At 59.2% G+C, this 21,090-nt stretch carries 23 protein-coding genes; 2 read left to right on the plus strand and 21 right to left on the minus strand.

Features of this window, described 5'->3' with window-relative positions; all coding sequences use genetic code 11:
* Nucleotides 1-7 precede the first annotated feature (7 nt).
* From ALO43_RS09500 to ALO43_RS09555, 12 genes are all read right to left on the minus strand, one after another.
* Nucleotides 8-364 carry a PilZ domain-containing protein gene (locus ALO43_RS09500; RefSeq protein ID WP_005892245.1) on the minus strand — a complete coding sequence of 119 codons (357 nt, stop codon included), beginning with the start codon at nt 362-364 and terminating at the stop codon, nt 8-10.
* A gap of 34 nt (nt 365-398) precedes the next feature.
* Nucleotides 399-1,385 carry a DNA polymerase III subunit delta' gene (locus ALO43_RS09505; protein ID WP_005892243.1) on the minus strand — a complete coding sequence of 329 codons (987 nt, stop codon included), beginning with the start codon at nt 1,383-1,385 and terminating at the stop codon, nt 399-401.
* Complete coding sequence (gene tmk, locus ALO43_RS09510) at nt 1,378-2,010, minus strand: dTMP kinase (protein WP_005892242.1); 633 nt, start codon at nt 2,008-2,010, stop codon at nt 1,378-1,380. The genes ALO43_RS09505 and tmk overlap by 8 nt, the downstream gene beginning before the upstream one ends.
* A 19-nt stretch (nt 2,011-2,029) precedes the next feature.
* Nucleotides 2,030-3,187 carry an endolytic transglycosylase MltG gene (gene mltG / locus ALO43_RS09515; RefSeq protein WP_005892241.1) on the minus strand — a complete coding sequence of 386 codons (1,158 nt, stop codon included), beginning with the start codon at nt 3,185-3,187 and terminating at the stop codon, nt 2,030-2,032.
* A gap of 3 nt (nt 3,188-3,190) precedes the next feature.
* Complete coding sequence (gene pabC / locus ALO43_RS09520) at nt 3,191-4,006, minus strand: aminodeoxychorismate lyase (protein ID WP_024690480.1); 816 nt, start codon at nt 4,004-4,006, stop codon at nt 3,191-3,193.
* Nucleotides 4,006-5,250 (minus strand): beta-ketoacyl-ACP synthase II, encoded by a 1,245-nt coding sequence (fabF, locus tag ALO43_RS09525; protein ID WP_005892239.1) that lies wholly within the window; start codon nt 5,248-5,250, stop codon nt 4,006-4,008. The genes pabC and fabF overlap by 1 nt, the downstream gene beginning before the upstream one ends.
* 114 nt (nt 5,251-5,364) lie before the next feature.
* The gene (acpP, locus tag ALO43_RS09530) at nt 5,365-5,601 is read right to left on the minus strand and encodes an acyl carrier protein (protein WP_005892238.1); all 237 of its coding nucleotides are present in this window, start codon (nt 5,599-5,601) and stop codon (nt 5,365-5,367) included.
* 191 nt (nt 5,602-5,792) lie between these two features.
* A complete protein-coding gene (gene fabG, locus ALO43_RS09535; protein WP_005892237.1) occupies nt 5,793-6,536 on the minus strand; it encodes a 3-oxoacyl-ACP reductase FabG in 744 nt (247 codons plus the stop codon).
* Between the two features lie 15 nt (nt 6,537-6,551).
* A complete protein-coding gene (fabD, locus tag ALO43_RS09540; RefSeq protein WP_054997423.1) occupies nt 6,552-7,490 on the minus strand; it encodes an ACP S-malonyltransferase in 939 nt (312 codons plus the stop codon).
* A 116-nt stretch (nt 7,491-7,606) separates the two neighbouring features.
* Nucleotides 7,607-8,629: a phosphate acyltransferase PlsX gene (gene plsX / locus ALO43_RS09545; protein WP_054997424.1), complete on the minus strand. Its 1,023-nt coding sequence runs from the start codon at nt 8,627-8,629 to the stop codon at nt 7,607-7,609.
* 4 nt (nt 8,630-8,633) lie between these two features.
* A complete protein-coding gene (gene rpmF / locus ALO43_RS09550) occupies nt 8,634-8,816 on the minus strand; it encodes a 50S ribosomal protein L32 (RefSeq protein ID WP_002552688.1) in 183 nt (60 codons plus the stop codon).
* Nucleotides 8,817-8,829: 13 nt separating this feature from the next.
* Complete coding sequence (locus tag ALO43_RS09555) at nt 8,830-9,357, minus strand: YceD family protein (protein ID WP_054997425.1); 528 nt, start codon at nt 9,355-9,357, stop codon at nt 8,830-8,832.
* A 106-nt stretch (nt 9,358-9,463) separates the two neighbouring features.
* On the opposite strand from ALO43_RS09555, the gene ALO43_RS09560 reads away from it, so the two are divergent.
* Entirely contained in the window at nt 9,464-10,042 is a 579-nt protein-coding gene (locus ALO43_RS09560) for a Maf family protein (protein ID WP_024670203.1), read from the plus strand.
* 78 nt (nt 10,043-10,120) lie between these two features.
* Here the strand turns inward: ALO43_RS09560 and sppA are convergent, their stop codons facing one another.
* Genes sppA through rluC form a run of 3 tightly spaced genes read right to left on the minus strand, consistent with a single transcriptional unit; the run spans nt 10,121 to nt 12,752 of the window.
* Complete coding sequence (gene sppA, locus ALO43_RS09565) at nt 10,121-11,119, minus strand: signal peptide peptidase SppA (RefSeq protein WP_054990555.1); 999 nt, start codon at nt 11,117-11,119, stop codon at nt 10,121-10,123.
* Between the two features lie 24 nt (nt 11,120-11,143).
* On the minus strand, nt 11,144-11,806 hold the full coding sequence (locus tag ALO43_RS09570) for an HAD-IA family hydrolase (protein ID WP_054997426.1): 663 nt from the start codon (nt 11,804-11,806) through the stop codon (nt 11,144-11,146).
* A complete protein-coding gene (rluC, locus tag ALO43_RS09575) occupies nt 11,796-12,752 on the minus strand; it encodes a 23S rRNA pseudouridine(955/2504/2580) synthase RluC (protein WP_005892226.1) in 957 nt (318 codons plus the stop codon). The genes ALO43_RS09570 and rluC overlap by 11 nt, the downstream gene beginning before the upstream one ends.
* A gap of 723 nt (nt 12,753-13,475) precedes the next feature.
* On the opposite strand from rluC, the gene rne reads away from it, so the two are divergent.
* Nucleotides 13,476-16,754, plus strand: coding sequence for a ribonuclease E (rne, locus tag ALO43_RS09580; protein ID WP_054997427.1), 3,279 nt, complete (start codon nt 13,476-13,478; stop codon nt 16,752-16,754).
* A 151-nt stretch (nt 16,755-16,905) separates the two neighbouring features.
* On the opposite strand, the gene murB is transcribed toward rne, so the two are convergent.
* From murB to ALO43_RS09610, 6 genes are read right to left on the minus strand one after another with little or no spacing between them, the layout of a single operon-like run.
* Nucleotides 16,906-17,925: a UDP-N-acetylmuramate dehydrogenase gene (gene murB / locus ALO43_RS09585; protein WP_024670199.1), complete on the minus strand. Its 1,020-nt coding sequence runs from the start codon at nt 17,923-17,925 to the stop codon at nt 16,906-16,908.
* A 34-nt stretch (nt 17,926-17,959) separates the two neighbouring features.
* Nucleotides 17,960-18,724 carry a 3-deoxy-manno-octulosonate cytidylyltransferase gene (gene kdsB, locus ALO43_RS09590; protein WP_005892221.1) on the minus strand — a complete coding sequence of 255 codons (765 nt, stop codon included), beginning with the start codon at nt 18,722-18,724 and terminating at the stop codon, nt 17,960-17,962.
* Nucleotides 18,721-18,906 (minus strand): Trm112 family protein, encoded by a 186-nt coding sequence (locus ALO43_RS09595; RefSeq protein ID WP_004884599.1) that lies wholly within the window; start codon nt 18,904-18,906, stop codon nt 18,721-18,723. Before ALO43_RS09595 ends, kdsB begins: the two co-directional genes overlap by 4 nt.
* 17 nt (nt 18,907-18,923) lie before the next feature.
* On the minus strand, nt 18,924-19,919 hold the full coding sequence (lpxK, locus tag ALO43_RS09600) for a tetraacyldisaccharide 4'-kinase (protein WP_054997428.1): 996 nt from the start codon (nt 19,917-19,919) through the stop codon (nt 18,924-18,926).
* Nucleotides 19,919-20,350: an ExbD/TolR family protein gene (locus ALO43_RS09605; RefSeq protein ID WP_005892218.1), complete on the minus strand. Its 432-nt coding sequence runs from the start codon at nt 20,348-20,350 to the stop codon at nt 19,919-19,921. The genes lpxK and ALO43_RS09605 overlap by 1 nt, the downstream gene beginning before the upstream one ends.
* The gene (locus ALO43_RS09610; protein ID WP_080267902.1) at nt 20,347-21,063 is read right to left on the minus strand and encodes a MotA/TolQ/ExbB proton channel family protein; all 717 of its coding nucleotides are present in this window, start codon (nt 21,061-21,063) and stop codon (nt 20,347-20,349) included. The genes ALO43_RS09605 and ALO43_RS09610 overlap by 4 nt, the downstream gene beginning before the upstream one ends.
* Between the last annotated feature and the right edge of the window lie 27 nt (nt 21,064-21,090).

Below are 21,090 nucleotides of genomic sequence, written 5' to 3' on the forward strand. Positions count from 1 at the left end.
AACACAACTACATCGTATGGGTGGGACGATCGGACTTGAGAGCACCGACCAAGTGGGTTTCGATCAGATTGCGAGCAGTATTGTCGCCATCATTGAATTGCACGCCGACCCCGGCAGTACGGTTGCCCTGAGCACCTTTGGGTGTGATCCAGGTGACCCGGCCCGCTACCGGAACCTTCTCCGGCTCATCCATCAGATTGAGCAGCATGAACACTTCATCGCCCAGCTTGTAGCTCTTGCTGGTCGGAATGAACAGGCCGCCATTCTTGATGAACGGCATGTAAGCGGCGTACAGCACGGACTTGTCCTTGATGGTCAGGGACAGAATGCCGTTACGTGGACCCGTATTAAGCGGCAGACTCATGACAATACCTCTACGATTCCGAATAACACCGAGTCTACGCCTGTCCCGGTAGCCCTGCCCACTGCACCAGTAGCGCTTCGAGCAGCAATACCCGGTTGAGGTTGGCCTTGGACATGACTTTCTGGCGCTGCGCAAGTATCCAGTCCTGAATATCCAGCACCTTGCCACGTGTCGACTTTTGCGCCAGGTACTGAACAACCTTGCGCATATCACCCAAGCCCAGGCCCTCTTCGTCCTGAGTCATCTGATAGCGCAGGATAAGGTGAGACCAATCGCAGAACCAGTCGAACAGCAGCAATAACGGGATGTCTTTCCAGCCCTCGGCGAGCTGGGTAGCCGATTGCTGTTGCTTGAGCAGTTTTTTTACGCCATCCACCACCAGTGCGCGCTGTTCGCGAACGCCTTGGGCGTGAAGCGACACAGCCGCCAGTGGGGAGCCGGCAGCCAGTGTCAGCAGTTCAAAGCGCTCGTCCGGAGTGCAATCAGGCAACGCGCCGCTCAGCCAGTCCAGGCTCATCTGCTCGCCGGGCAGCGGGCAGGCCTGCTGCACGCAACGGCTTTTGACCGTCGGCAGCAGTCGACTCGGCTGGTGACTGACCAGCAACAGCACGGTGTTGCCCGAGGGTTCTTCGAGGCTTTTCAGTAAAGCGTTGGCCGCATTGATATTCATCGCCTCGACAGGCTCGACCAAGACCACTTTGCGTCCGCCCATCTGGGCGGTCTGGACCACAAAACTGACCAGATCACGCACCTGATCGACCTTGATCGGCTTGTCGGCCTCTTCTGGCTCAAGCACGTAATTGTCCGGGTGACTGCCAGCCAGCAGCAACAGGCACGACTTGCACTGCCCGCAAGCGTCAAGCCCGTCAGGTGCCTTGCACAACAGGCTGGCCATCAGGCGCTCGGCCAGTGCCCGCTTGCCGATACCGGCAGGACCGTGCAACAGGTAGGCGTGCGCGTGCTGAGCACGGCCTGCCATCTGTCGCCAGAGCGATTCCTGCCAGGGGTAGGCTTCAGCCACGTTGCAGCTCCAGCAATTGGGGCAGCAACGTGTCGAGAGAGGCCTGGACTTCAGCGAGGGTCTGCGCGGCATCCACCAGGCGATAACGCGCAGGCTCGGCTTTTGCCCGCTGCAGATAGGTGCTGCGTACCGCGTCGAAGAAGGCCCGGCCTTCCTGCTCGAAGCGATCCAGCCGGCCGCGTGCCGCAGCGCGCGCCAGACCGACTTCCACCGGCAGATCGAAGACCAGCGTCAGGTCAGGGCGCAGGTCGCCCTGAACAAACTGCTCCAGCGTTGCAATGCGCTGGTGAGACAGGCCACGCCCGCCCCCCTGATAGGCGTAGGTTGCATCGGTGAACCGATCACAAAGCACCACTTCACCACGCGCCAGCGCAGGACGGATGACCTCGGCCAAGTGTTGCGCACGCGCTGCAAACACCAGCAGCAGCTCCGTGTCAGCGCTCATGCTTTCTTCGCTGGGCGCCAGCAATAGCTCGCGCACGCGCTCGGCCAGAGGCGTGCCGCCAGGCTCACGTGTCAGCAGCACCTGCACGCCCTGGGCCCGCAATTGCGCTGCCAGGTAATCACGATTGGTGCTCTTGCCTGCACCTTCCGGACCTTCAAGAGTGATAAACAAGCCAGTCACAGATAATCCTTAGTCTTTGTCATTGCGCATCAGCCCCGGATTGCGGTGCATCCGGCTGGGTCGTGACATCTGGCTCTGCAGGGGAAGGCACTGATTCAGGCGTCCCTGACTCAGGCGTTTCAGCTGGCGTTACAGGCGGAGCAACAGGTGCCGGGCTGGAGCGGTAATCTGCACGGCGCTTGAGCTGATAGTCACGCACGGCTGCGTTGTGGGCGTCCAGATCGTCCGAAAAGACATGGCTGCCATCACCCTTGGCCACGAAATACAGGCTGCTGCCGGGCACAGGATTGAGCGCAGCATGAATGGCTTCGCGCCCTACCAGCGAAATAGGTGTCGGTGGCATTCCGGCGATCATATAGGTGTTGTAAGGCGTTGCTTCTTTCAGGTCAGCACGGGTCAGCTTGCCGTTGTAGCGTTCGCCCATCCCGTAGATAACGGTCGGATCGGTCTGCAACTGCATACCCAGCTTCAAGCGACGTACGAAAACACCGGCAATCTGGCCGCGCTCCTGCGGCACACCGGTTTCCTTCTCGACCAGCGATGCCATGATCAACGCCTGATAGGGCGTGGAATAAGGTGCTTCCGGCGACTTGGCACGCCACTCCTCATCCAGCACTTCTTCCAGACGACTGTAAGCCTGCTTGAGCAATTCGGCATCGGTCATGCCGCGTACATAGCGGTAGGTGTCGGGGAAGAAACGGCCTTCGGGGAACACATCAGGATGACCGATCTTCGCCATCAGCTCGCTATCGGACAAACCTGCAAGGGTCTGATCGAGCTTGGCCTGCTTGGCCAACGCAGCACGTACCTGCCTGAAATTCCAGCCTTCGACCAGAGTCAGGCTGTATTGCACGACCTCTTTGCGCTTCCAGACATCAAACAACCCTTTGACGTTCATGCCCGGCACCATGCGGTATTCGCCGCTGTGCAACGACTGCCCCGACAGGTTGAAGCGCCAGTAGAGGCGCAGCCAGAACGCGTCGCTGATCACGCCATCGGCCTGCAAGCGATTGAGAACACCGGTGGGCGTCGAGCCCGCCGGCACATCCAGCAATTGCTCTTGAGCCACCTTGAGTGGTTGTTCCAGGGCTTTGTTCTGCTGCCAGAACGCGAAGCCAAGCAGTAGGCCGGCCAGGACAACGGCAGTTTCCAGCAACACCAGTAATTTTCGGATCACAGATCAGATATCCAGAAGGGTGCGAGCAATACCTTGCAGTTTACGGGTGAGCGGACCAACCGCCCAGTCCAGCGCTGCAAAACCGCAGACAGGCCAGACGCCATAGACGCTGTTGCACAGAAACACTTCGTCTGCCGTTTCAAGGTCAGGCAAGTGCAGATCACGGATTTCGACAGCCAGCCCCAGATTTCGTGCCTGATCGAGCAATGCGGCACGCATCACGCCTGCGACCCCACACCGACTCAGGTCGGCGGTCAGCAAACGCCCGCCACAGACCAGAAACAGATTGCTGTATACCCCCTCGATCAACCGCCCCGAGGTGTCGCGCATCAGCCCCTCGGCATGTTCACTGTCGCTCCATTCGGAGCGGGCCATGACCTGCTCCAGGCGATTAAGATGCTTGAGCCCGGCCAGCAGCGGCTGTTCGGCCAGCCGGGTCTGACAGGCAAACAGGCGTACGCCCTGTTCGGCATGGGCAGCGGGATAGGCTGGTGCGGCACTGCCTTGCAGAATTCGACGTGAACACGCGTTGGCGGCAGGAGCATAACCGCGCTGACCGTCGCCTCGGGTAAGAATCAGCTTCATGACCCCGTCGCCAAGCTCGGCGGCGAAACGGGTCATTTCAGAGTGAACCAGCGCAAGGTCGACCGATATCGCCAGACGCTGGCAGCCAGTTTCAAGACGCTGCAGATGACGATCAAGCAGCAATGGCCGGCCAGCCTTGACAGCGATGGTCTCGAAAACTCCATCGCCGTAGGCCAGCCCTCTGTCCTTGACAGACAGGCTGCCGGCAGGAAGGCCATCAACCCAATCGGGCATTACTCGGCAAACCGGCGGAATACCAGCGAACCATTGGTGCCACCGAAACCGAAGGAGTTCGACAGAACGACGTCGATCGGCATGCGGCGTGCTTCGTGAGGCACAAAGTTCAGGTCACAACCTTCGCTTGGCTCGTCGAGGTTTATGGTCGGCGGAGCCACCTGATCGACCATCGCCAGCACGCTGAAAATGGCCTCGACTGCGCCAGCAGCACCCAGCAAATGGCCCGTCATCGACTTGGTCGAGCTGACTGCCAGCTGATAGGCATGATCGCCGAAGACCGACTTGATGGCCGACGCTTCGGCGAGATCGCCTGCCGGCGTCGATGTACCGTGTGCGTTGATGTATTGCACCTGATCAGGGTTGACCTTGGCATCTCGCAACGCATTGACGATGCAGCGAGCGGCACCGGCGCCGTCGTCAGGTGGCGAGGTCATGTGGTACGCATCGCCACTCATGCCAAACCCGACCAGCTCGGCATAAATGGTCGCACCACGCGCCTTGGCGTGTTCGAGTTCTTCAAGCACCATAGCACCGGCACCGTCGGAAAGGACAAACCCATCACGGCCCTTGTCCCAGGGACGGCTGGCACGCGCCGGGTCGTCGTTTCGCGTTGACAGCGCACGCGCTGCGCCGAAACCGCCCAGACCAAGGCCACAGGCCGCCATTTCAGCGCCACCGGCAATCATCACGTCCGCTTCGTCATAGGCGATGTTGCGTGCAGCCATGCCAATGCAGTGAGTGGCCGTGGTACATGCCGTCGCGATGGCATAGTTAGGCCCCTGTGCGCCCAAATGGATCGACAGGAAACCGGAAATCATGTTGATGATGGAGCCCGGTACAAAAAACGGTGAAATCCGTCCCGGCCCTTGCTCATGCAGCAAACGACTGCTGTTTTCGATGTTGGTCAGACCACCGATGCCCGAACCCATGGCGACGCCAATGCGTTCACGGTTTGCATCAGTGACTTCAAGGCCTGCGTTACGCACCGCCTGGAAGCTGGCCGCCAGGCCATACTGAATAAAGAGATCGAGCCGACGCGCTTCTTTGGGCGCCAGGTATTCCTCGACGTTGAAACCCTTGACCGAACCGCCGAAGCGGGTGGTGAAGGCTGACAAGTCCGTGTGCTCGATAAGGCCAATGCCACTGCGGCCCGCCAGAATGCCTTGCCAACTGCTGGGCACGTCATTGCCCAGTGGCGAAAGCATACCCATCCCGGTGACCACGACGCGTCTACGCGACACAGGACTCTCCTTCTCTCTTGTTTACGGAACAATCACAGCGTTTTTTAAAGAAAAAACCGCACGCCGGTTAAAGCAGTGCGGTTTTCCCGTGACAGCAGTCAGCGATTACAAATCTTAAGCCTGATGGCTAGTGACGTAATCGATTGCTGCTTGAACGGTAGTGATCTTTTCCGCTTCTTCGTCAGGGATTTCGGTCTCGAATTCCTCTTCCAGAGCCATTACCAGCTCGACGGTGTCCAGGGAGTCAGCGCCCAGGTCTTCAACGAAAGAAGCAGTGTTGACAACCTCGTCTTCTTTGACGCCAAGTTGCTCGGCAACGATTTTCTTGACGCGCTCTTCGATGGTGCTCATACCTAGTTTTAACTCCTAGTGGAAATGTTCAGGCATCTGGCCAGTGGGTAAGTGTATAGAAGAGGTTTTGCGTATTTCAAGCTAAACGCTCTTCCCTTGTCCCCAACCGTACCTTTGCCCATTCATAGATTGCAGCTTTATAACGGATTTTAGACAGCTCGTATGACATTTTTTTGAAACAGAGCGTCACATCAGCTCATGTACATGCCGCCGTTGACCGGGATTGTAGCCCCGGTAACGTAGCCTGCGCCTTCAGACGCAAGAAAAGCGACTACATGCGCGATCTCTTCAGCTTGCCCCAGGCGAGCCAGGGGGATCTGGGTAATCAGTGACTGACGTTGCGCCTCTGGCAGCTCGCGCGTCATGTCGGTGTCGATAAAGCCCGGCGCAACCGAGTTGACGGTAACCGCACGCGACCCCACTTCACGGGCCAGGGCACGGCTGAAACCTTCCAGACCGGCCTTGGCGGCAGCATAGTTTACTTGACCGGCGTTGCCCATGGCACCCACAACCGAACCGATGCTGATAATACGCCCCCAACGAGCTTTGGTCATACCACGCAAAACGCCCTTGGACAGACGGAAAAGGCTGTTCAGGTTGGTGTCGACAACGTCATGCCATTCGTCATCTTTCATGCGCATCATCAGGTTATCACGGGTGATACCGGCATTATTGACCAGAATCAACGGCGCGCCAACACGTTCCTGAATGGTCGACAAGACCGAATTTACAGACTCGGCATCACAGACATTCAGCATCAGACCGAAGCCTTCGATGCCGTTTTCCTTGAACGTCGCACTTATACGCTCGGCGCCGGACTCGGAAGTCGCAGTACCTACAACGACCGCACCCTTGCGTCCCAATTCAAGAGCAATGGCTTGACCAATACCGCGACTGGCACCGGTGACCAGTGCCACTTTACCTTGAAGGCTCATGCAGACTTCTCCTAATCAGGCCAGTGCCGCGCGTGCGGCGGCAAAGGCTTCGGGGGTATCAAGGTTGTAAGTCGTCACGCCTTCGGCGCAACGCTTGTTAAGACCGGCCAGGACTTTACTCGGCCCACATTCCACCAACTGGGTCGCACCGCGACTTGCCAGGCACTGGATGGATTCGACCCAGCGCACAGGCTTGTACAGTTGCTCCAGAAGATCACGTTTGAGGGTCGCCAGATCACTGACTGCGCTCGCGCTGACGTTCTGCACCAAAGCGATCCCTGGCGCCTGCCATTCGATGGCCTCGACGGCCTCGGCAAAACGCTCGGCAGCAGGACGCATAAGCTCGCAGTGCGAAGGCACGCTGACCGGCAGCGGCAAGGCACGCTTCGCCCCACGGGCCTTGCACAGTTCCATGGCACGCTTGACCGCTTCGGCGGAACCGGCGATGACCACCTGGCCCGGCGAGTTGAAGTTAACTGCGCTGACGACTTCGCCCTGCGCCGCTTCGGCGCAGGCGGCAATGACGTCGGCATCATCAAGACCCAGAATGGCTGCCATGCCACCCTGACCGGCCGGCACGGCTTCCTGCATCAACTGACCACGACGCTCCACCAGCTTGACGGCATCCGCCAGGCTCAGGCTTTGCGCCGCGACCAGCGCACTGTATTCACCCAGGCTATGACCGGCAACAAAAGCCGGAACGGCACCGCCTTCCGCCAACCACACGTGCCACAGGGCGATGGAAGCGGTCAGAATGGCCGGTTGGGTCTTGTCGGTCTGATTGAGCAACTCGGCAGGACCGCTCTGGGTCAATGCCCACAGGTCATAACCAAGCGCTTCGGAAGCCTGCTCGAATGTGTCCAGGATCAACGGATGCTGCTCGCCCATTCCGGCAAGCATGCCGAGCGATTGCGATCCTTGACCCGGAAAGACGAATGCGAGGGATGCAGACATATGACAGACCTCTGAATGATTGTCGTCAAAATAAGCGTCCGGACGAGCCGAACGCGAGAATTCAAGTTTACATGACTGATCGGTTGGATGACTGACCAGTCTGATGCGTCACATTTTCAGGTCTGGTCGTCTCGAAGCACTGCTTCAAGGCGCCCCCTGAGGCGCTGCGGCAAGTTTTCGCAGGCCTCGGTCTGCGCTCGCTGAATAGCACTCTGAAACCCTGCAACGCTGGCAGCCCCGTGGCTTTTCACCACAACGCCCTGCAACCCCAAAAGGCTGGCACCATTGTGACGGGCCGGGGCCAGATCGGTCCGCAAGCGCTTCAGCAACGGCAACGCCATCGCGCCGACAGCCTTGGTCAGCAGGTTACGGCTGAACAGCGCATCGATCCGCTCGGCAATCATTGTAGCCAGCCCTTCACTAGACTTGAGCAGCACGTTGCCGACAAAACCGTCACACACCACCACGTCGGCCTCCCCCCGGTACACACCATCGCCCTCGACGTAGCCGATGTAGTTGAGCCCCGCAGTCTGCTGCAACAGTGCAGCAGCTTGCTTGACCTGCTGATTACCCTTGATGTCTTCAGTGCCCACGTTGAGCAAGGCGACTCTGGGCTTTACAATCCCAAGCGTCTCGGCAAGAACAGACCCCATCACCGCAAACTGATAAAGCGCCTCGGCGCTGCAATCGACATTTGCGCCCAGATCCAGCAACTGGCAATGACCTGCGCGGGTGGGCACAGCAGCGATCATCGCGGGCCGGTCGATACCAGGCAACGTCTTGAGCACGTAACGAGACAGCGCCATCAACGCACCGGTGTTGCCGGCACTGACACAGGCCTGAGCCTGCCCGCTTGCTACAAGCTCGAGTGCAACACGCATGGAGGAATCAGGTTTGCCACGCAGAGCCTGAGAAGGACGCTCATCCATGGCAATGACTTCGCTAGCATTTACAACGCGCAGGCGCGAGCGATCCACACCTTGATGGTGGGCAATCAGTTCTTCAATAAGGGTGGCTTGGCCGACGAGGGCCAGATGAAGCGAGGGTGTAGCTGTCAGACACGCAAGGCTTGCCTGAACAATGTTGCGGGGACCGAAGTCCCCGCCCATTGCGTCGATCGCGATGATCGGAGCGGACAAGAAATTACTCGTCAGCGCCCTTGTCGATCACTTTACGACCACGGTATACGCCTTCTGGCGATACGTGGTGACGCAGGTGAATTTCACCAGTGGTCTTTTCTACCGACAGAGTGCTTGCCTCAAGAGCGTCGTGCGAACGACGCATGTCACGGGCAGAGCGGGATTTTTTGTTCTGCTGAACAGCCATAATTGATTAACTCCTAAACGTTTGGGTCACGCTTTAACTGCGCCAATACACTGAACGGGTTGGACCGCGTTACCTCGTCCACGCTCGGTTCGGGCTCATCGAGACCCGCCGGTTGCTGGCATTCTTCAGGATGATGAGCAGGCACAATGGGCAAGGCGAGCAGTAGCTCATCCTCGATCAATGCCAGCAGATCCAATGGATCTTCGCCCAGTTCCAGCACGTCATAACCTTTCGGTAACGACTGGGTATTCGCACCCTCCTTCACCACGACATAACTGCATTCGCTGTGGATCGGTAGGGTCACCAGCTCAAGACAACGCTGGCAAACCATCTTGACCGGGACGTCTATCGAACTGTGGATAACCACAGAGCGGCGTTCGTCACGCTCGAAAATGAACTTCGCCTGCACCGTACCGACAGTGTCGGCAAGCGGGTCGCAGAGTCTCTTCAAATCGCCCAGCAGCACTTCACCCTGAAGGGTAGTGCCGCGATCAGACAATTTGCGCGGGTCAACGTGAGATGGAATCGGGTCATTCAACATAGGCGCAGCATTCTAGGGATGCCCCCTTGGCATGTCAAAGGAAATTCAGGCCTGTTCGTCACTCGGGCCACTCTTTAGAATCAACGCTCAGCCTACGGAGAACCGCATGCCTTCCCTGCTCCTTGCCTCCAGCTCCACTTATCGCCGCGAACTGCTTGCCCGCCTGCGCCTGCCGTTCACCTGCAAGTCTCCGGATATCGATGAAAGCCATCACCCGAACGAGGCGGCACACGACCTGGTGCAGCGCCTCGCCCGCAAAAAAGCCGAGGCGCTGGCGGGTGAATATTCGCAGCACCTGATAATCGGTTCGGATCAGGTCGCTGTGCTCAATGGCCGAATACTGGGCAAACCGCACACCTTCGAGCGCGCCCTGCAACAACTGACGGCCGCCAGCGGCAACCGCGTAACCTTTCTGACCGGCCTGGCGCTGCTTAACAGCACGACCGGAGAATGCCAGATCGACTGCGTGCCCTTTACCGTACACATGCGCGAGCTCGATCAGGCCCGCATCGAGCGATACCTGCACGCAGAACAGCCTTACGACTGCGCAGGCAGCTTCAAGGCCGAAGGCCTGGGTGTCAGCCTGTTTCGCAGCACGGAAGGCAGCGACGCCACCAGCCTGATAGGGCTGCCACTGATTCGCCTGGTAGACATGCTTATAAAGGAAGGCGTCAGCATCCCCTGAGCGCCTGCAACACGGCCTGCAATAAAAAGCCCTGACCAGCAATGATCAGGGCTCAGACACCAAGGCTTTGAATGCCTGTCAGCGTAACGTCGGACCACTGAAGCCGACCAGCGTGGCAATACGCTCAGCCATGCTGGTGCCGATTTTTTTCGAGAAACGATCAAAAGGCGACTCTTCGACCGTGTATTCGACAATGTCCTTTTCCTTGATCAGCTCACGCGCCACGTAGCTCGCATTGCCAAGACCATCCACCAGACCAAGCCCGACCGCCTGCTCACCGGTCCAGACCAACCCGGAAAACAGCTCTGGGTGATCCTTGTCTTTCAAGCGATCGCCACGCCCCTGCTTGACGCTGGCAATGAACTGACGATGGGTAGTATCCAGCACACCCTGCCAGAACTGGGTTTCATCAGCTTTTTGCGGCTGGAACGGATCAAGAAAAGCCTTGTGCTCACCCGACGTGTAGGTACGACGATCGACACCCAGCTTTTCCATGGTGCCGACAAACCCGAAACCGGCCGCAGTGACCCCGATGGAGCCTACAAGGCTGGCCTTGTCAGCGTAAATCTCATCAGCCGCACTGGCGATGTAGTAAGCGCCCGAAGCACCCAGATCGGTAATGACCGCATATACCTTGATATCGGGCTTGGTTGCGCGCAGACGACGAATCTCGTCATAGACGTAGCCTGACTGCACAGGACTGCCACCCGGGCTGTTGATGCGCAGAATGACACCCTTGGTCTTTTCATCCTCAAAGGCTTTTTGCAACGCGGTAACGATATTTTCCGCACTGGCCGCTTCTTTGTCGGCGATCACACCCTGCACGTCGATCAGCGCGGTATGACTTGAACGTCGCGAAGCACCACCCTCAAGATCAAGCATTGGCAACACCACAGCCACAAACAGAAACGCGAACGTCAGCAGCTTGAAGAAAATCCCCCAGCGCCGTGCCCTGCGTTGCTCCTGAACACTGGCGAGGAGCGTTTTTTCAAGAAGCTTCCAGCTTTTAGCCTCTTCCCTGCCATTGACACCATCGTCCGCGCTCTGCGAAACGGGTGCTTTCCATTCATCAGACATGCTTCTTCTACCCTCACCGGAAATCTAGACGCTGCGCCTGTTTAACCAGGTGCGCAGCTCGGAAAAATGCTCAATGGCCATTATGGGCTCGAACTGCCGCAGGGACTCAAGCGGTTGCGCACCATAGCCAACCGCCACTGAATCCATACCGGCATTGCGCGCCATCAGCAGGTCGAACGAGGCGTCACCAATCATCAACGAACGGCCCGGCAAGACACCGCAGTGCGCCATGATCTCGTTCAGCATCAACGGATCAGGCTTGCTGGCGGTCTCGTCGGCAGCACGAGTGACGTCGAAATAATCCGCCCAGCCATTGGCTTTCAGCACCCGATCAAGCCCGCGTCGCGCTTTGCCGGTCGCCACAGCCAGACGATAGCCGTCTTCGCGAAACGCCTGCATCGACTCCACAACACCCTCGAACAACGGCGAAGGCACCTTGTCCATCTCCATGTACGCGTCAGCGTAGTGCTGGCGGATTTCGACAAGAATGGTTTCGCTGGTCTGCGGGTACAGTGTGCGGATCGCCTCGGGCAGGCCAAGGCCGATAATGTTCTTGATTGCAGAATCGTCACACACCTCGACACCACTTTCGATGGCCGCGGTGCGCATTGAATGAATAATGCGCCCGACCGAGTCGGCCAGCGTGCCGTCCCAGTCAAATATCAACAGATCGTAATCACGACGCACTAAGACGCTCCACTGTCCTGGCCCACATCTCGTCGACAGGCGCCTGCACATTCAATTTGCTGCCATCAGGCATCGGCACGGTCAGCATGTAGGCATGCAGGAAGAGGCGCTTGCCACCCAGATCACGAATTTCCCGACTGAAGTTCTCGTCACCATATTTGGTATCACCGGCAATGGCATGACCTGCATGCAGGGTATGCACCCTGATCTGGTGAGTACGACCGGTGACCGGCTTGGCTTCGACCATGGTGGCGAAGTCACCGAAACGGCGCAGCACCTTGAAGATTGTCAGCGCCTCCTTGCCCTCCTCGTTTACTTCGACCATGCGCTCGCCGGAACGCAGATTGCTCTTGAGCAACGGGGCGCGAACCTGCTTCTGGGCAGCCGCCCAATTGCCGCGAACCAGCGCCATGTAGCGCTTGTCGACGCCATCGCCACGCAGGGCCTCATGCAGATGGCGCAACATGCTGCGCTTTTTGGCAATCATCAGCAGGCCGGAGGTGTCTCGATCAAGGCGATGCACCAGCTCGAGCTCCTTGGCGTCCGGGCGCAGCTGGCGGAAGGCTTCGATGACACCGAAGCTCAGACCGCTGCCGCCATGCACGGCAATACCCGCAGGCTTGTTGAGGACTATCAGCGCCTTGTCTTCGTAGACAATCGCAGCCTCAAGGCGCTGCAAGAGTGCCTGCGCAACCGGCACGGGCTCGTCACGCTCGGGCACGCGCACAGGAGGAATGCGCACGATATCGCCTGCCTGCAGCTTATATTCAGGCTTGGTCCGGCCCTTGTTCACACGCACTTCGCCTTTACGCACGATGCGGTAGATCAAGGTCTTGGGCACGCCCTTGAGATAAGTGATCAGAAAATTATCGATGCGTTGACCGGCAAGTTCCGGCGCAACCTCAACCAGCTGGACGCCGGGGGTTGGAGGGGCAATATTCGTCATGCGGCAAATCATAACAATTTTTATGGATTTGAAGCACTTAATGATTGCTGCTATAGTCGCGAACGCCGCCAAAAGCGGCCGGGCAGCGGATCAACGGTTGACAACCGGCCCTGACCAACGCAATTCACAAGGACGGGAGGCCGTCCTACGCAGTGTTCGGTGACAACGGAGCACGCTGGAACGTAACAAGCGCAGGTGACATGAGGCCGGAAACACGCCTGACAGCAGAGCAGACAGCTCGCGGTCAGTGCGGACAGTTCATGGCCAGTTCACAAAGTGCAGTCGCTTCCAGACGCTACGAGCGGATGCTTCGGGAACAACGCCTCAAGCCATGATGCGCAACCTTCCCAATCGAAGGCTGCGGTAAATGCCAACCCGCTGCGGATTCTGCGCGCGGCAGCACCCGAATTATCAGGGATACGTGTAGGGTGGAGACGCACAACCATCGGAATGTGTAGCACAAGGCTTGTTCTAGACGCTTCATCTCGTCCGCTACCGATGGTCGATTCCTCCTCCTGACAAAGCTTTTGCTGAAAGGGTGTCTTATGCCACCACAGCAAGCAGGAAACGTAGTCGCGACCCTCCGCCCCTTCTGGGCGAGGACCTCGCTAGACACTGGAGTGTCCAACCACTCCTGACGTGCCCTGACACCGACCGTGAGAAGTCGTGTGTGCCGAACGCCGTTTCCGGCAGCCCGGAAACCGACGGTACTACATGAAAAGAATGCTGATTAACGCAACTCAACCCGAAGAGTTGCGTGTTGCACTGGTAGACGGCCAGCGCCTCTACGACCTGGACATCGAGTCAGGTGCACGCGAGCAGAAGAAGGCCAACATCTATAAAGGCCGAATCACTCGCATCGAACCCAGCCTTGAGGCTGCCTTTGTCGATTTCGGCTCTGAGCGCCACGGTTTTCTGCCCCTCAAGGAAATCTCCCGCGAGTACTTCAAGAAAGCCCCTGAAGGCCGCGTCAACATCAAGGACGTCCTGAGCGAAGGCCAGGAAGTCATCGTTCAGGTCGAGAAAGAAGAGCGTGGCAACAAGGGCGCAGCCCTGACCACCTTCATCAGCCTGGCAGGCCGTTATCTGGTCCTGATGCCGAACAACCCTCGCGCCGGTGGCATCTCGCGCCGTATCGAAGGCGAAGAGCGCAACGAACTGCGTGAAGCCCTCAACGGCCTGATCGCCCCCGCCGACATGGGTCTGATCGTTCGCACTGCAGGCCTTGGCCGCAGCAGCGAAGAAATGCAGTGGGACCTCGATTACCTGCTGCAACTGTGGACCGCCATCAAGGAAGCGTCCCTCGATCGTTCGGCTCCTTTCCTGATCTACCAGGAAAGCAACGTCATCATCCGCGCCATCCGCGACTATCTGCGCCAGGACATCGGTGAAGTCCTGATCGACAGCGTCGAAGCCCAGGAAGAAGCCCTGACCTTCATCCGCCAGGTGATGCCGCAGTACGCCAGCAAGATCAAGCTCTACGAAGACAGCGTTCCGCTGTTCAACCGCTTCCAGATCGAAAGCCAGATCGAAACCGCCTTCCAGCGCGTGGTCGAATTGCCTTCCGGCGGCTCCATCGTCATCGATCCTACCGAAGCCCTGGTGTCCATCGACATCAACTCGGCGCGCGCCACCAAAGGCAGCGACATCGAAGAAACCGCCCTGCAGACCAACCTTGAAGCGGCTGAGGAAATCGCCCGTCAATTGCGTCTGCGCGACATCGGCGGCCTGATTGTCATCGACTTCATCGACATGACGCCGGCCAAGAACCAGCGCGCAGTGGAAGAAAAAGTCCGCGAAAGCCTGGAAGCCGACCGCGCCCGCGTTCAGGTCGGTCGCATCTCGCGCTTCGGCCTGCTGGAAATGTCCCGTCAGCGCCTGCGTCCATCGTTGGGCGAAAGCAGCGGCATCGTTTGCCCCCGCTGCAACGGCACCGGCATCATCCGCGACGTCGAATCGCTGTCGCTGGCCATCCTGCGCCTGATCGAAGAAGAAGCCCTGAAAGACCGTACTGCCGAAGTACGTGCCCAGGTGCCGATCCCGGTTGCTGCGTTCCTGCTCAATGAAAAACGCAACTCGATCACCAAGATCGAATTGCGCACTCGCGCACGCATCATCATCCTGCCGAATGACCAGCTCGAAACCCCGCACTTCGAGGTTCAGCGTCTGCGTGATGACAGCCCGGAAGCGCACAACAGCCAGACCAGCTACGAAATCGCCGCTGCCGCCGCCGAAGTGGAAGAGATTGCCCCGCTGGCTGCCGCAACCCGCACCCTGGTTCGTCAGGAGGCAGCCGTCAAGACTGCTCCAGCGCGCGCCAATGCGCCGGTTCCGGTAGAAGCCGTTGCACCTGCTCCGACGCCTGCACCTGTCGCTCACGAGTCAAGCCTGTTCAAGGGCCTGGTGAAATCCCTGGTCAGCCTGTTCGCGACCAAGGAAGAGCCTGTTGCACCGGTAGTAGTTGAAAAACCGGCTGCAGAACAGCGTCCAGCTCGCAACGAAGAACGTCGCAACGGTCGTCAACAGAGCCGTGGCCGCAACAATCGTCGTGATGAAGAACGCAAACCTCGTGAAGAACGTGCTCCCCGCGAGGAGCGTGCCGAACGCGCCCCGCGTGAAGAGCGTGCGCCTCGCGAAGAACGCGCACCGCGTGAAGAACGTGCCGTCCGCGAACCTCGTGAAGCCCGTGAAGACTCGGCACCTCGCGAAGAGCGTCCGGCCCGTACTTCCCGTGAGCGCAAGCCGCGTGAAGCTCGTGAAGACCGCCCGGTTCGTGAACTGCGCGAGCCTCTGGACGCAGCCCCGGCTGTTGATCTGGCCCGCGAAGAACGTCCTGAACGCGCTCCGCGTGAAGAGCGTCAACCACGCCAGCCTCGTGAAGAACGTCAACCACGCGCCGAACAGGCCGCGGCGGCTGCATCCGAAGAAGAGCAAGTACTGCTCAACGACGAACAGGCCAACGACGAGAATCAGGACAGCAACGACGGCAGTGAAGGCGACCGCCCTCGCCGCCGCTCCCGCGGTCAGCGTCGTCGCAGCAACCGTCGCGAGCGTCAACGTGATGCCAACGGCAATGTGATCGAAGGCTCCGACGAAAACGGTAACGAAGAAGGCAGCGCCGATCTGTCGGCCGGTCTTGGCTTCACAGCCGCCGCCTCTGCCGCCAGTAGCGTGATCAGCGCTCCAGCCGAAGCCGATGCGCATCAGCAGGCCGAGCGCGCCAACAGCACAGACGCATCGACTGCAGAGCCTGCACAGCAGACTCCTGCCGCCGAAGCGCCGGCTGTTGAAGCACCTGCATTTGAACAGCCAGCCGCCCAGACAACAGCCACTGAAGCACCGGTCGCAGATGCGTCGGCAGCAGCAGAGCCTGTCGTTGAAGCCCCAGCCGTTGAAGCGCCTGCGGTGATCGACACTCCGGTTGCGCAACCTGCTCCTGAAGTAGAAGTTCTGCCAGCAGCGACCGAAGCACCGGCTTTTGCAGCACCGACCGAGCAGTTCGAGGCACCGCATGCCGAGCGTGTAGTGCCGTTCAAGCCAACGCCAGAGCCTGCGCCACAAGCGCCGGTCGAAGCAGCGGCTCATGAGGAAGTGCCAGCCACTGAATCATCCGAACTGCCAACACCTGTCGAAGCACCTGCTGCCGAGCCTGCATTCGCGAAAGAAGAACCTGTACCTTATGCCGCGCCTCAGGCCGCTGCCGAGGAACAGGTGTCTGCACCCGCAGAGCAGGAACCGGCGATCGAGGAACAACCGGCAGCTCCGGTCAGCAGCACTGGTCGTGCCCCCAACGATCCGCGTGAAGTTCGTCGCCGCAAACGCGAAGAAGAAGCGCGTCGTGCGGCGGCTGCAAGCGCTCCGGTTGCTGAGGCAGCACCTGTTGCTGCAGAGCCAGAATCGGTCCAGCCTTCACCGGCAACCGAAGAGGCTGCAACCAGCCACCAAACCGCTCAGCCTCACCATGAAGCCAATAAGGAAGACGAGACTAAACCTCTCATCTAACTCCGGCCCATGAAAAAGCCCCGCTTGTGCAGACAGGCGGGGCTTTTTTACATCTGCGATTCAGGATAACTCTTTGGTCTGGCCGCAAACGCTGTGTCCGTTTCTGAGTTTGCGTAGGCCGAGACGCAGATATAAATGTGCGGAGCCTTGCTTAGTAGAGGTTCGGCTCCATTTCCAGCTCGACACCGAAACGCTCGGCGATATCGGCCTGAATTCGGCGCGCGAGGTTGAGCAATTGCAGGCCACTGGCCTGTCCGTAATTGACCAGCACCAGTGACTGGAGCGTATGCACCCCGGCGTCGCCTTCACGGAAGCCCTTCCAGCCAGCCTGCTCGATCAACCATCCCGCCGCCAACTTCACCCGGCCATCAGGCTGCGGGTAGCCGACCACACCTGGATGCTCGGCCTGGAGCCTGATGTAAAGCTCAGCCGAAATCACCGGATTCTTGAAAAAACTGCCTGCGTTGCCCAATACCGCAGGGTCAGGCAGTTTTTCGCTACGAATGGCGCAGATTGCGCGACTGACATCGAACGGCGTCGGTTTTTCGATGCCCAGTTCATTAAGACGCTGACGGACCGGGCCGTACTCAAGATGCAATCTGGCGTCGCGAGTCAGCCTGAAACGCACACGCAGAATCAACCAGCGTGCTACCTGGTGCTTGAAAACGCTGTCCCGGTAACCAAACGCACAGTCGTCAAGAGAAAACTCTCGCAGCTCGCCAGTTTCGCGGTCCAGCGCAGTCAGGCTATGAAAGACATCCTTGATCTCGACGCCATACGCCCCGATGTTCTGCATCGGGGCCGCGCCTACCGTACCTGGAATCAGGCTGAGATTTTCGAGCCCTGCCAGCCCAAGCTCCAGACAGGATTGAACAAACGGATGCCAGGGCTCGCCGGCCTCGGCCTCTACAATCGATTCCGCACAGTCTTCACGCACGATGCGAATGCCGCGGCTCGCCATGCGCAGCACCAGCGCCTGCACATCACTGCTAAGCAACAGATTGCTGCCGCCGCCGATGACCAGCAGCGGCACATTGTGTTCGGCGGAATACGCCAGCGCCTCGAGAACATCGTCATCGCTGTGCGCTTCGGCAAACAGTTGCGCCTGTACATTCACACCAAAGGTATTGAACGGCTTCAGGGAAACATCGGAGTGAACCTGCAAGGTCATGCCCTCACCTTTCCAGCTGGCTGGATAAACCGCATCAAGCCTCCAGAAGGCGTCTTACGCGCTCAAGGTCTTCAGGTGTGTCGACACCGCCGGGCGGCGCTTCAAGCGCGTCAGCCACATGAATGCGCACGCCATTCCACAGCGCACGCAATTGCTCGAGGCTTTCGGTGTTTTCCAGCCAGCACGGCCCCCAACTGACGAAGTCATGCAGAAAACCCGCACGGTAGGCATAGATACCGATATGCCGGCGGTAAGGCACACCCGCAGGCAACCGGTCTTTATCACTGGCCAGCGCATCCCGCGCCCACGGAAGCGGAGCGCGGCTGAAGGTCAGGGCCAGACCGTTGATGTCGGTCGAGACCTTGACGATGTTCGGATTGAACAACGCCGCCACATCATCGATAGGCTCGGCCAGGGTAGCCATGCCGGCTTCCGGATGCGCAGCCAGGTTGGCTGCCACCTGGTCAATCACCGCAGGCGGGATCATCGGTTCGTCGCCCTGGACATTGACCACAATCGCATCGGCCGCCAGCCCCAGTTGCGTGGCTACCTCGGCCAGGCGATCGGTGCCGGAGTTGTGGTCTTCGCGGGTCAGCAGCACTTCAGCGCCAAATGCGCGGCACGCCTCGACGATGCGTGCATCGTCAGTCGCCACCACTACACGCTCGGCACTGCTCTTGCGTGCCTGTTCCCAGACAAGCTGAACCATGGGTTTGCCAGCAATGGTTTGCAACGGCTTGCCGGGAAACCGGCTGGAGCCGTAACGCGCCGGAATGACGACGGTAAAGGCTGCTGTCATTTTTCCAGTCGCTCATCGGCGGTCAGGGTGCGCGCTTCGCTTTCCAGCATCACCGGAATACCGTCACGAACCGGATAGGCAAGGCCTGCGCCCTTGCTGATCAGCTCGGTCTTGTCGGCGCTGAGCTTCAATGGCCCCTTGCAGATGGGGCAGGCAAGGATGTCGAGTAGTTTGGTGTCCATAGGAGATCCTGAAGCAATCATGAAGAAAGACGGAGGAGTTGCTCATCGAACCAGCCGACGAAGGCGTCGGACGGCGCTGCATCGACCGCCAGATACCACCAGTCGTCGCCTGCGAAGGCACGACACTTCACCGCATCCTTCTCGGTCATGACCAAGGGTAAAGCCGGGGTAAAGGTCAGCGCCTGAGCACTGTAGACTGCATGGTCGGCGAAAGCGTGAGCCACCGGTCGCCAGTGTAGTCCTTCGAGGGTCTTGAAGAAACGTTGCGGATTGCCGATTCCGGCGACCGCATGCAGCGCCTGCCCGGCCGGGAAATAGTCAACTGGCCGGCGCTCGCCGCTCCGCAGGTTGATCAGCGCAGACGGCTTGAGCGAGAACGCGTAGCCATCGTCGCGATCCGCAGCAGCGCCGTTGTAGAGCAAGGCATCGACACTCTTAAGCCGTTCGACCGGCTCGCGCAACGGGCCGGCCGGCAGGCAGCGGCGATTGCCCAGACCTCGGGCGGCATCGATCAGCACCAATTCAAGGTCACGCGCCAGACGGTAATGCTGCAAGCCATCGTCGGAAAGAATCAGGTCCAGCGGCTCGGCAGCGAGCAACGCCTGAACGGCGCGACTGCGATCAGGGTCGATCATCAGCGGCACACCGCAGCGCTTGACGATGAGCAAAGGCTCGTCACCTGCCTCGGCGGCGCTCTGGTCAGGCTGTACACGCCAGGGCAGGCTTGGCGGTTTGGCGCCATAACCTCGGCTGACAACGCCTACGCGCAGCCCGCGGAGGCGGCAGTGTTCGATCATCCAGAGGATCAGAGGCGTTTTGCCTGTGCCACCGATGGTGATATTGCCAACCACGATAATCGGCACCGGGGCCCGATAGATATCGCCCTCGCCAGCCACAAAACGCGCCCGTTTGCTGTCCACCACGCGTCGGTAAAGGCTTTCCAGCGGACGCAACAACATCAGCGCCGGGTGGCCCTTGTACCAGGCATCAAGCAAACGGTCGGTAAATGCCATCAGTTAGCCGTTGTGGCCTCGACAGTGGTCATGCGCAAATGACTGAAGCCCAGTTTCCCTGCTGCATCCATGGCCGTGATGACCGACTGATGAGGGGTCTTGCCATCCGCGCTGATAGACAGCGGCAAGCTGGTATCGCCCGCCGACTCGCGCTGCAGTGCTTCGATCAGCGTTGCCAGGTCGTTCTTCGGCAACAGCTGATTGTTCAGGGAAAATATCCCGTCGGCATTGATGGCGATGTCCAGGTGCTTCGCGGCGGCGTCCACCTCCGGCGTGCCGGTGACTGCCTGTGGCAAGTCCACACGCAGCTGGGTCTCACGGGTAAACGTGGTCGTCACGATGAAAAACAGCAGCAGGATGAACACCACGTCAATCAGAGAGACCAGATTGATGTCGATGTTTTCGCGAGGTCTGCGGCGGCGAAATTTCACTTCTTCTTGCCCCCGCCTGCCCTGGCCAGCGATTTGAGGTCTATTTTGGCGTCGATCAGATCGACATCACGGTCGCCCTGCACCACCTCGACCAGACGAATTGCTTGCTGCTCCATACCGACCACCAGTTCATCGACACGGCTTTGCAGAAAGCGGTGAAAGAAGATCGCAGGGATCGCAACGATAAGGCCCGACGCAGTACAGATAAGCGCCTTGGAAATACCACTCGCCAGCACACCGGCATTGGCCGTGGCACCGGTGCTGTTGAACGAGCCGAAAATGTCGATCATGCCCAATACTGTGCCCAGCAGACCGAGCAGAGGCGCCATCGCGGCGATCGAGCCCAGTGCGCTCAGGTAGCGTTCCAGGTCATGAATGACGCGAGCGGCGGCCTCCTCGATGCACTCCTTCATGATCTCGCGACCGTGCCTGGAGTTGGTCAGACCGGCAGCCAGGATCTCGCCCAGCGGCGAATCTGCGCGCAGTTGCTTGAGTTTTTCGTTGTCCAGCTTCTTTTCCTGAATCCACTGCCAGGCCTGCCCCAACAGATGCGGTGGCGCAATCCGGCTGGCGCGCAGCGTCCACAGGCGTTCGATAATGATGCCGACAGCGGCGATGGAGCTTAAAATGATCGGCAGCATCATCCAGCCGCCCGATTTGACCAGTTCCCACACAGTGATCACTCCCTCGAAAAATTGCCGCCACTCTAGCATAGGGTCGCCAAGTGCCGAACGTCGAGA

This window comes from Pseudomonas tremae, assembly GCF_001401155.1.
Lineage (GTDB): Bacteria > Pseudomonadota > Gammaproteobacteria > Pseudomonadales > Pseudomonadaceae > Aquipseudomonas > Aquipseudomonas tremae.

Bases quoted from the DNA above. Each gene is read 5' to 3' on its own strand.
- sppA (WP_054990555.1), bottom strand. From the start codon at position 11,119: ATGTCTGATGAATGGAAAGCACCCGTTTCGCAGAGCGCGGACGATGGT.
- acpP (WP_005892238.1), bottom strand. From the start codon at position 5,601: ATGAGCACCATCGAAGAGCGCGTCAAGAAAATCGTTGCCGAGCAACTT.
- rne (WP_054997427.1), top strand. From the start codon at position 13,476: ATGCTGATTAACGCAACTCAACCCGAAGAGTTGCGTGTTGCACTGGTA.
- ALO43_RS09595 (WP_004884599.1), bottom strand. From the start codon at position 18,906: ATGGACACCAAACTACTCGACATCCTTGCCTGCCCCATCTGCAAGGGG.
- kdsB (WP_005892221.1), bottom strand. From the start codon at position 18,724: ATGACAGCAGCCTTTACCGTCGTCATTCCGGCGCGTTACGGCTCCAGC.
- murB (WP_024670199.1), bottom strand. From the start codon at position 17,925: ATGACCTTGCAGGTTCACTCCGATGTTTCCCTGAAGCCGTTCAATACC.
- fabG (WP_005892237.1), bottom strand. From the start codon at position 6,536: ATGAGCCTTCAAGGTAAAGTGGCACTGGTCACCGGTGCCAGTCGCGGT.
- fabD (WP_054997423.1), bottom strand. From the start codon at position 7,490: ATGTCTGCATCCCTCGCATTCGTCTTTCCGGGTCAAGGATCGCAATCG.
- lpxK (WP_054997428.1), bottom strand. From the start codon at position 19,919: ATGGCATTTACCGACCGTTTGCTTGATGCCTGGTACAAGGGCCACCCG.
- ALO43_RS09560 (WP_024670203.1), top strand. From the start codon at position 9,464: ATGCCTTCCCTGCTCCTTGCCTCCAGCTCCACTTATCGCCGCGAACTG.
- rpmF (WP_002552688.1), bottom strand. From the start codon at position 8,816: ATGGCTGTTCAGCAGAACAAAAAATCCCGCTCTGCCCGTGACATGCGT.
- pabC (WP_024690480.1), bottom strand. From the start codon at position 4,006: ATGCCCGATTGGGTTGATGGCCTTCCTGCCGGCAGCCTGTCTGTCAAG.
- rluC (WP_005892226.1), bottom strand. From the start codon at position 12,752: ATGACGAATATTGCCCCTCCAACCCCCGGCGTCCAGCTGGTTGAGGTT.
- ALO43_RS09500 (WP_005892245.1), bottom strand. From the start codon at position 364: ATGAGTCTGCCGCTTAATACGGGTCCACGTAACGGCATTCTGTCCCTG.
- ALO43_RS09555 (WP_054997425.1), bottom strand. From the start codon at position 9,357: ATGTTGAATGACCCGATTCCATCTCACGTTGACCCGCGCAAATTGTCT.
- ALO43_RS09610 (WP_080267902.1), bottom strand. From the start codon at position 21,063: ATGCTAGAGTGGCGGCAATTTTTCGAGGGAGTGATCACTGTGTGGGAA.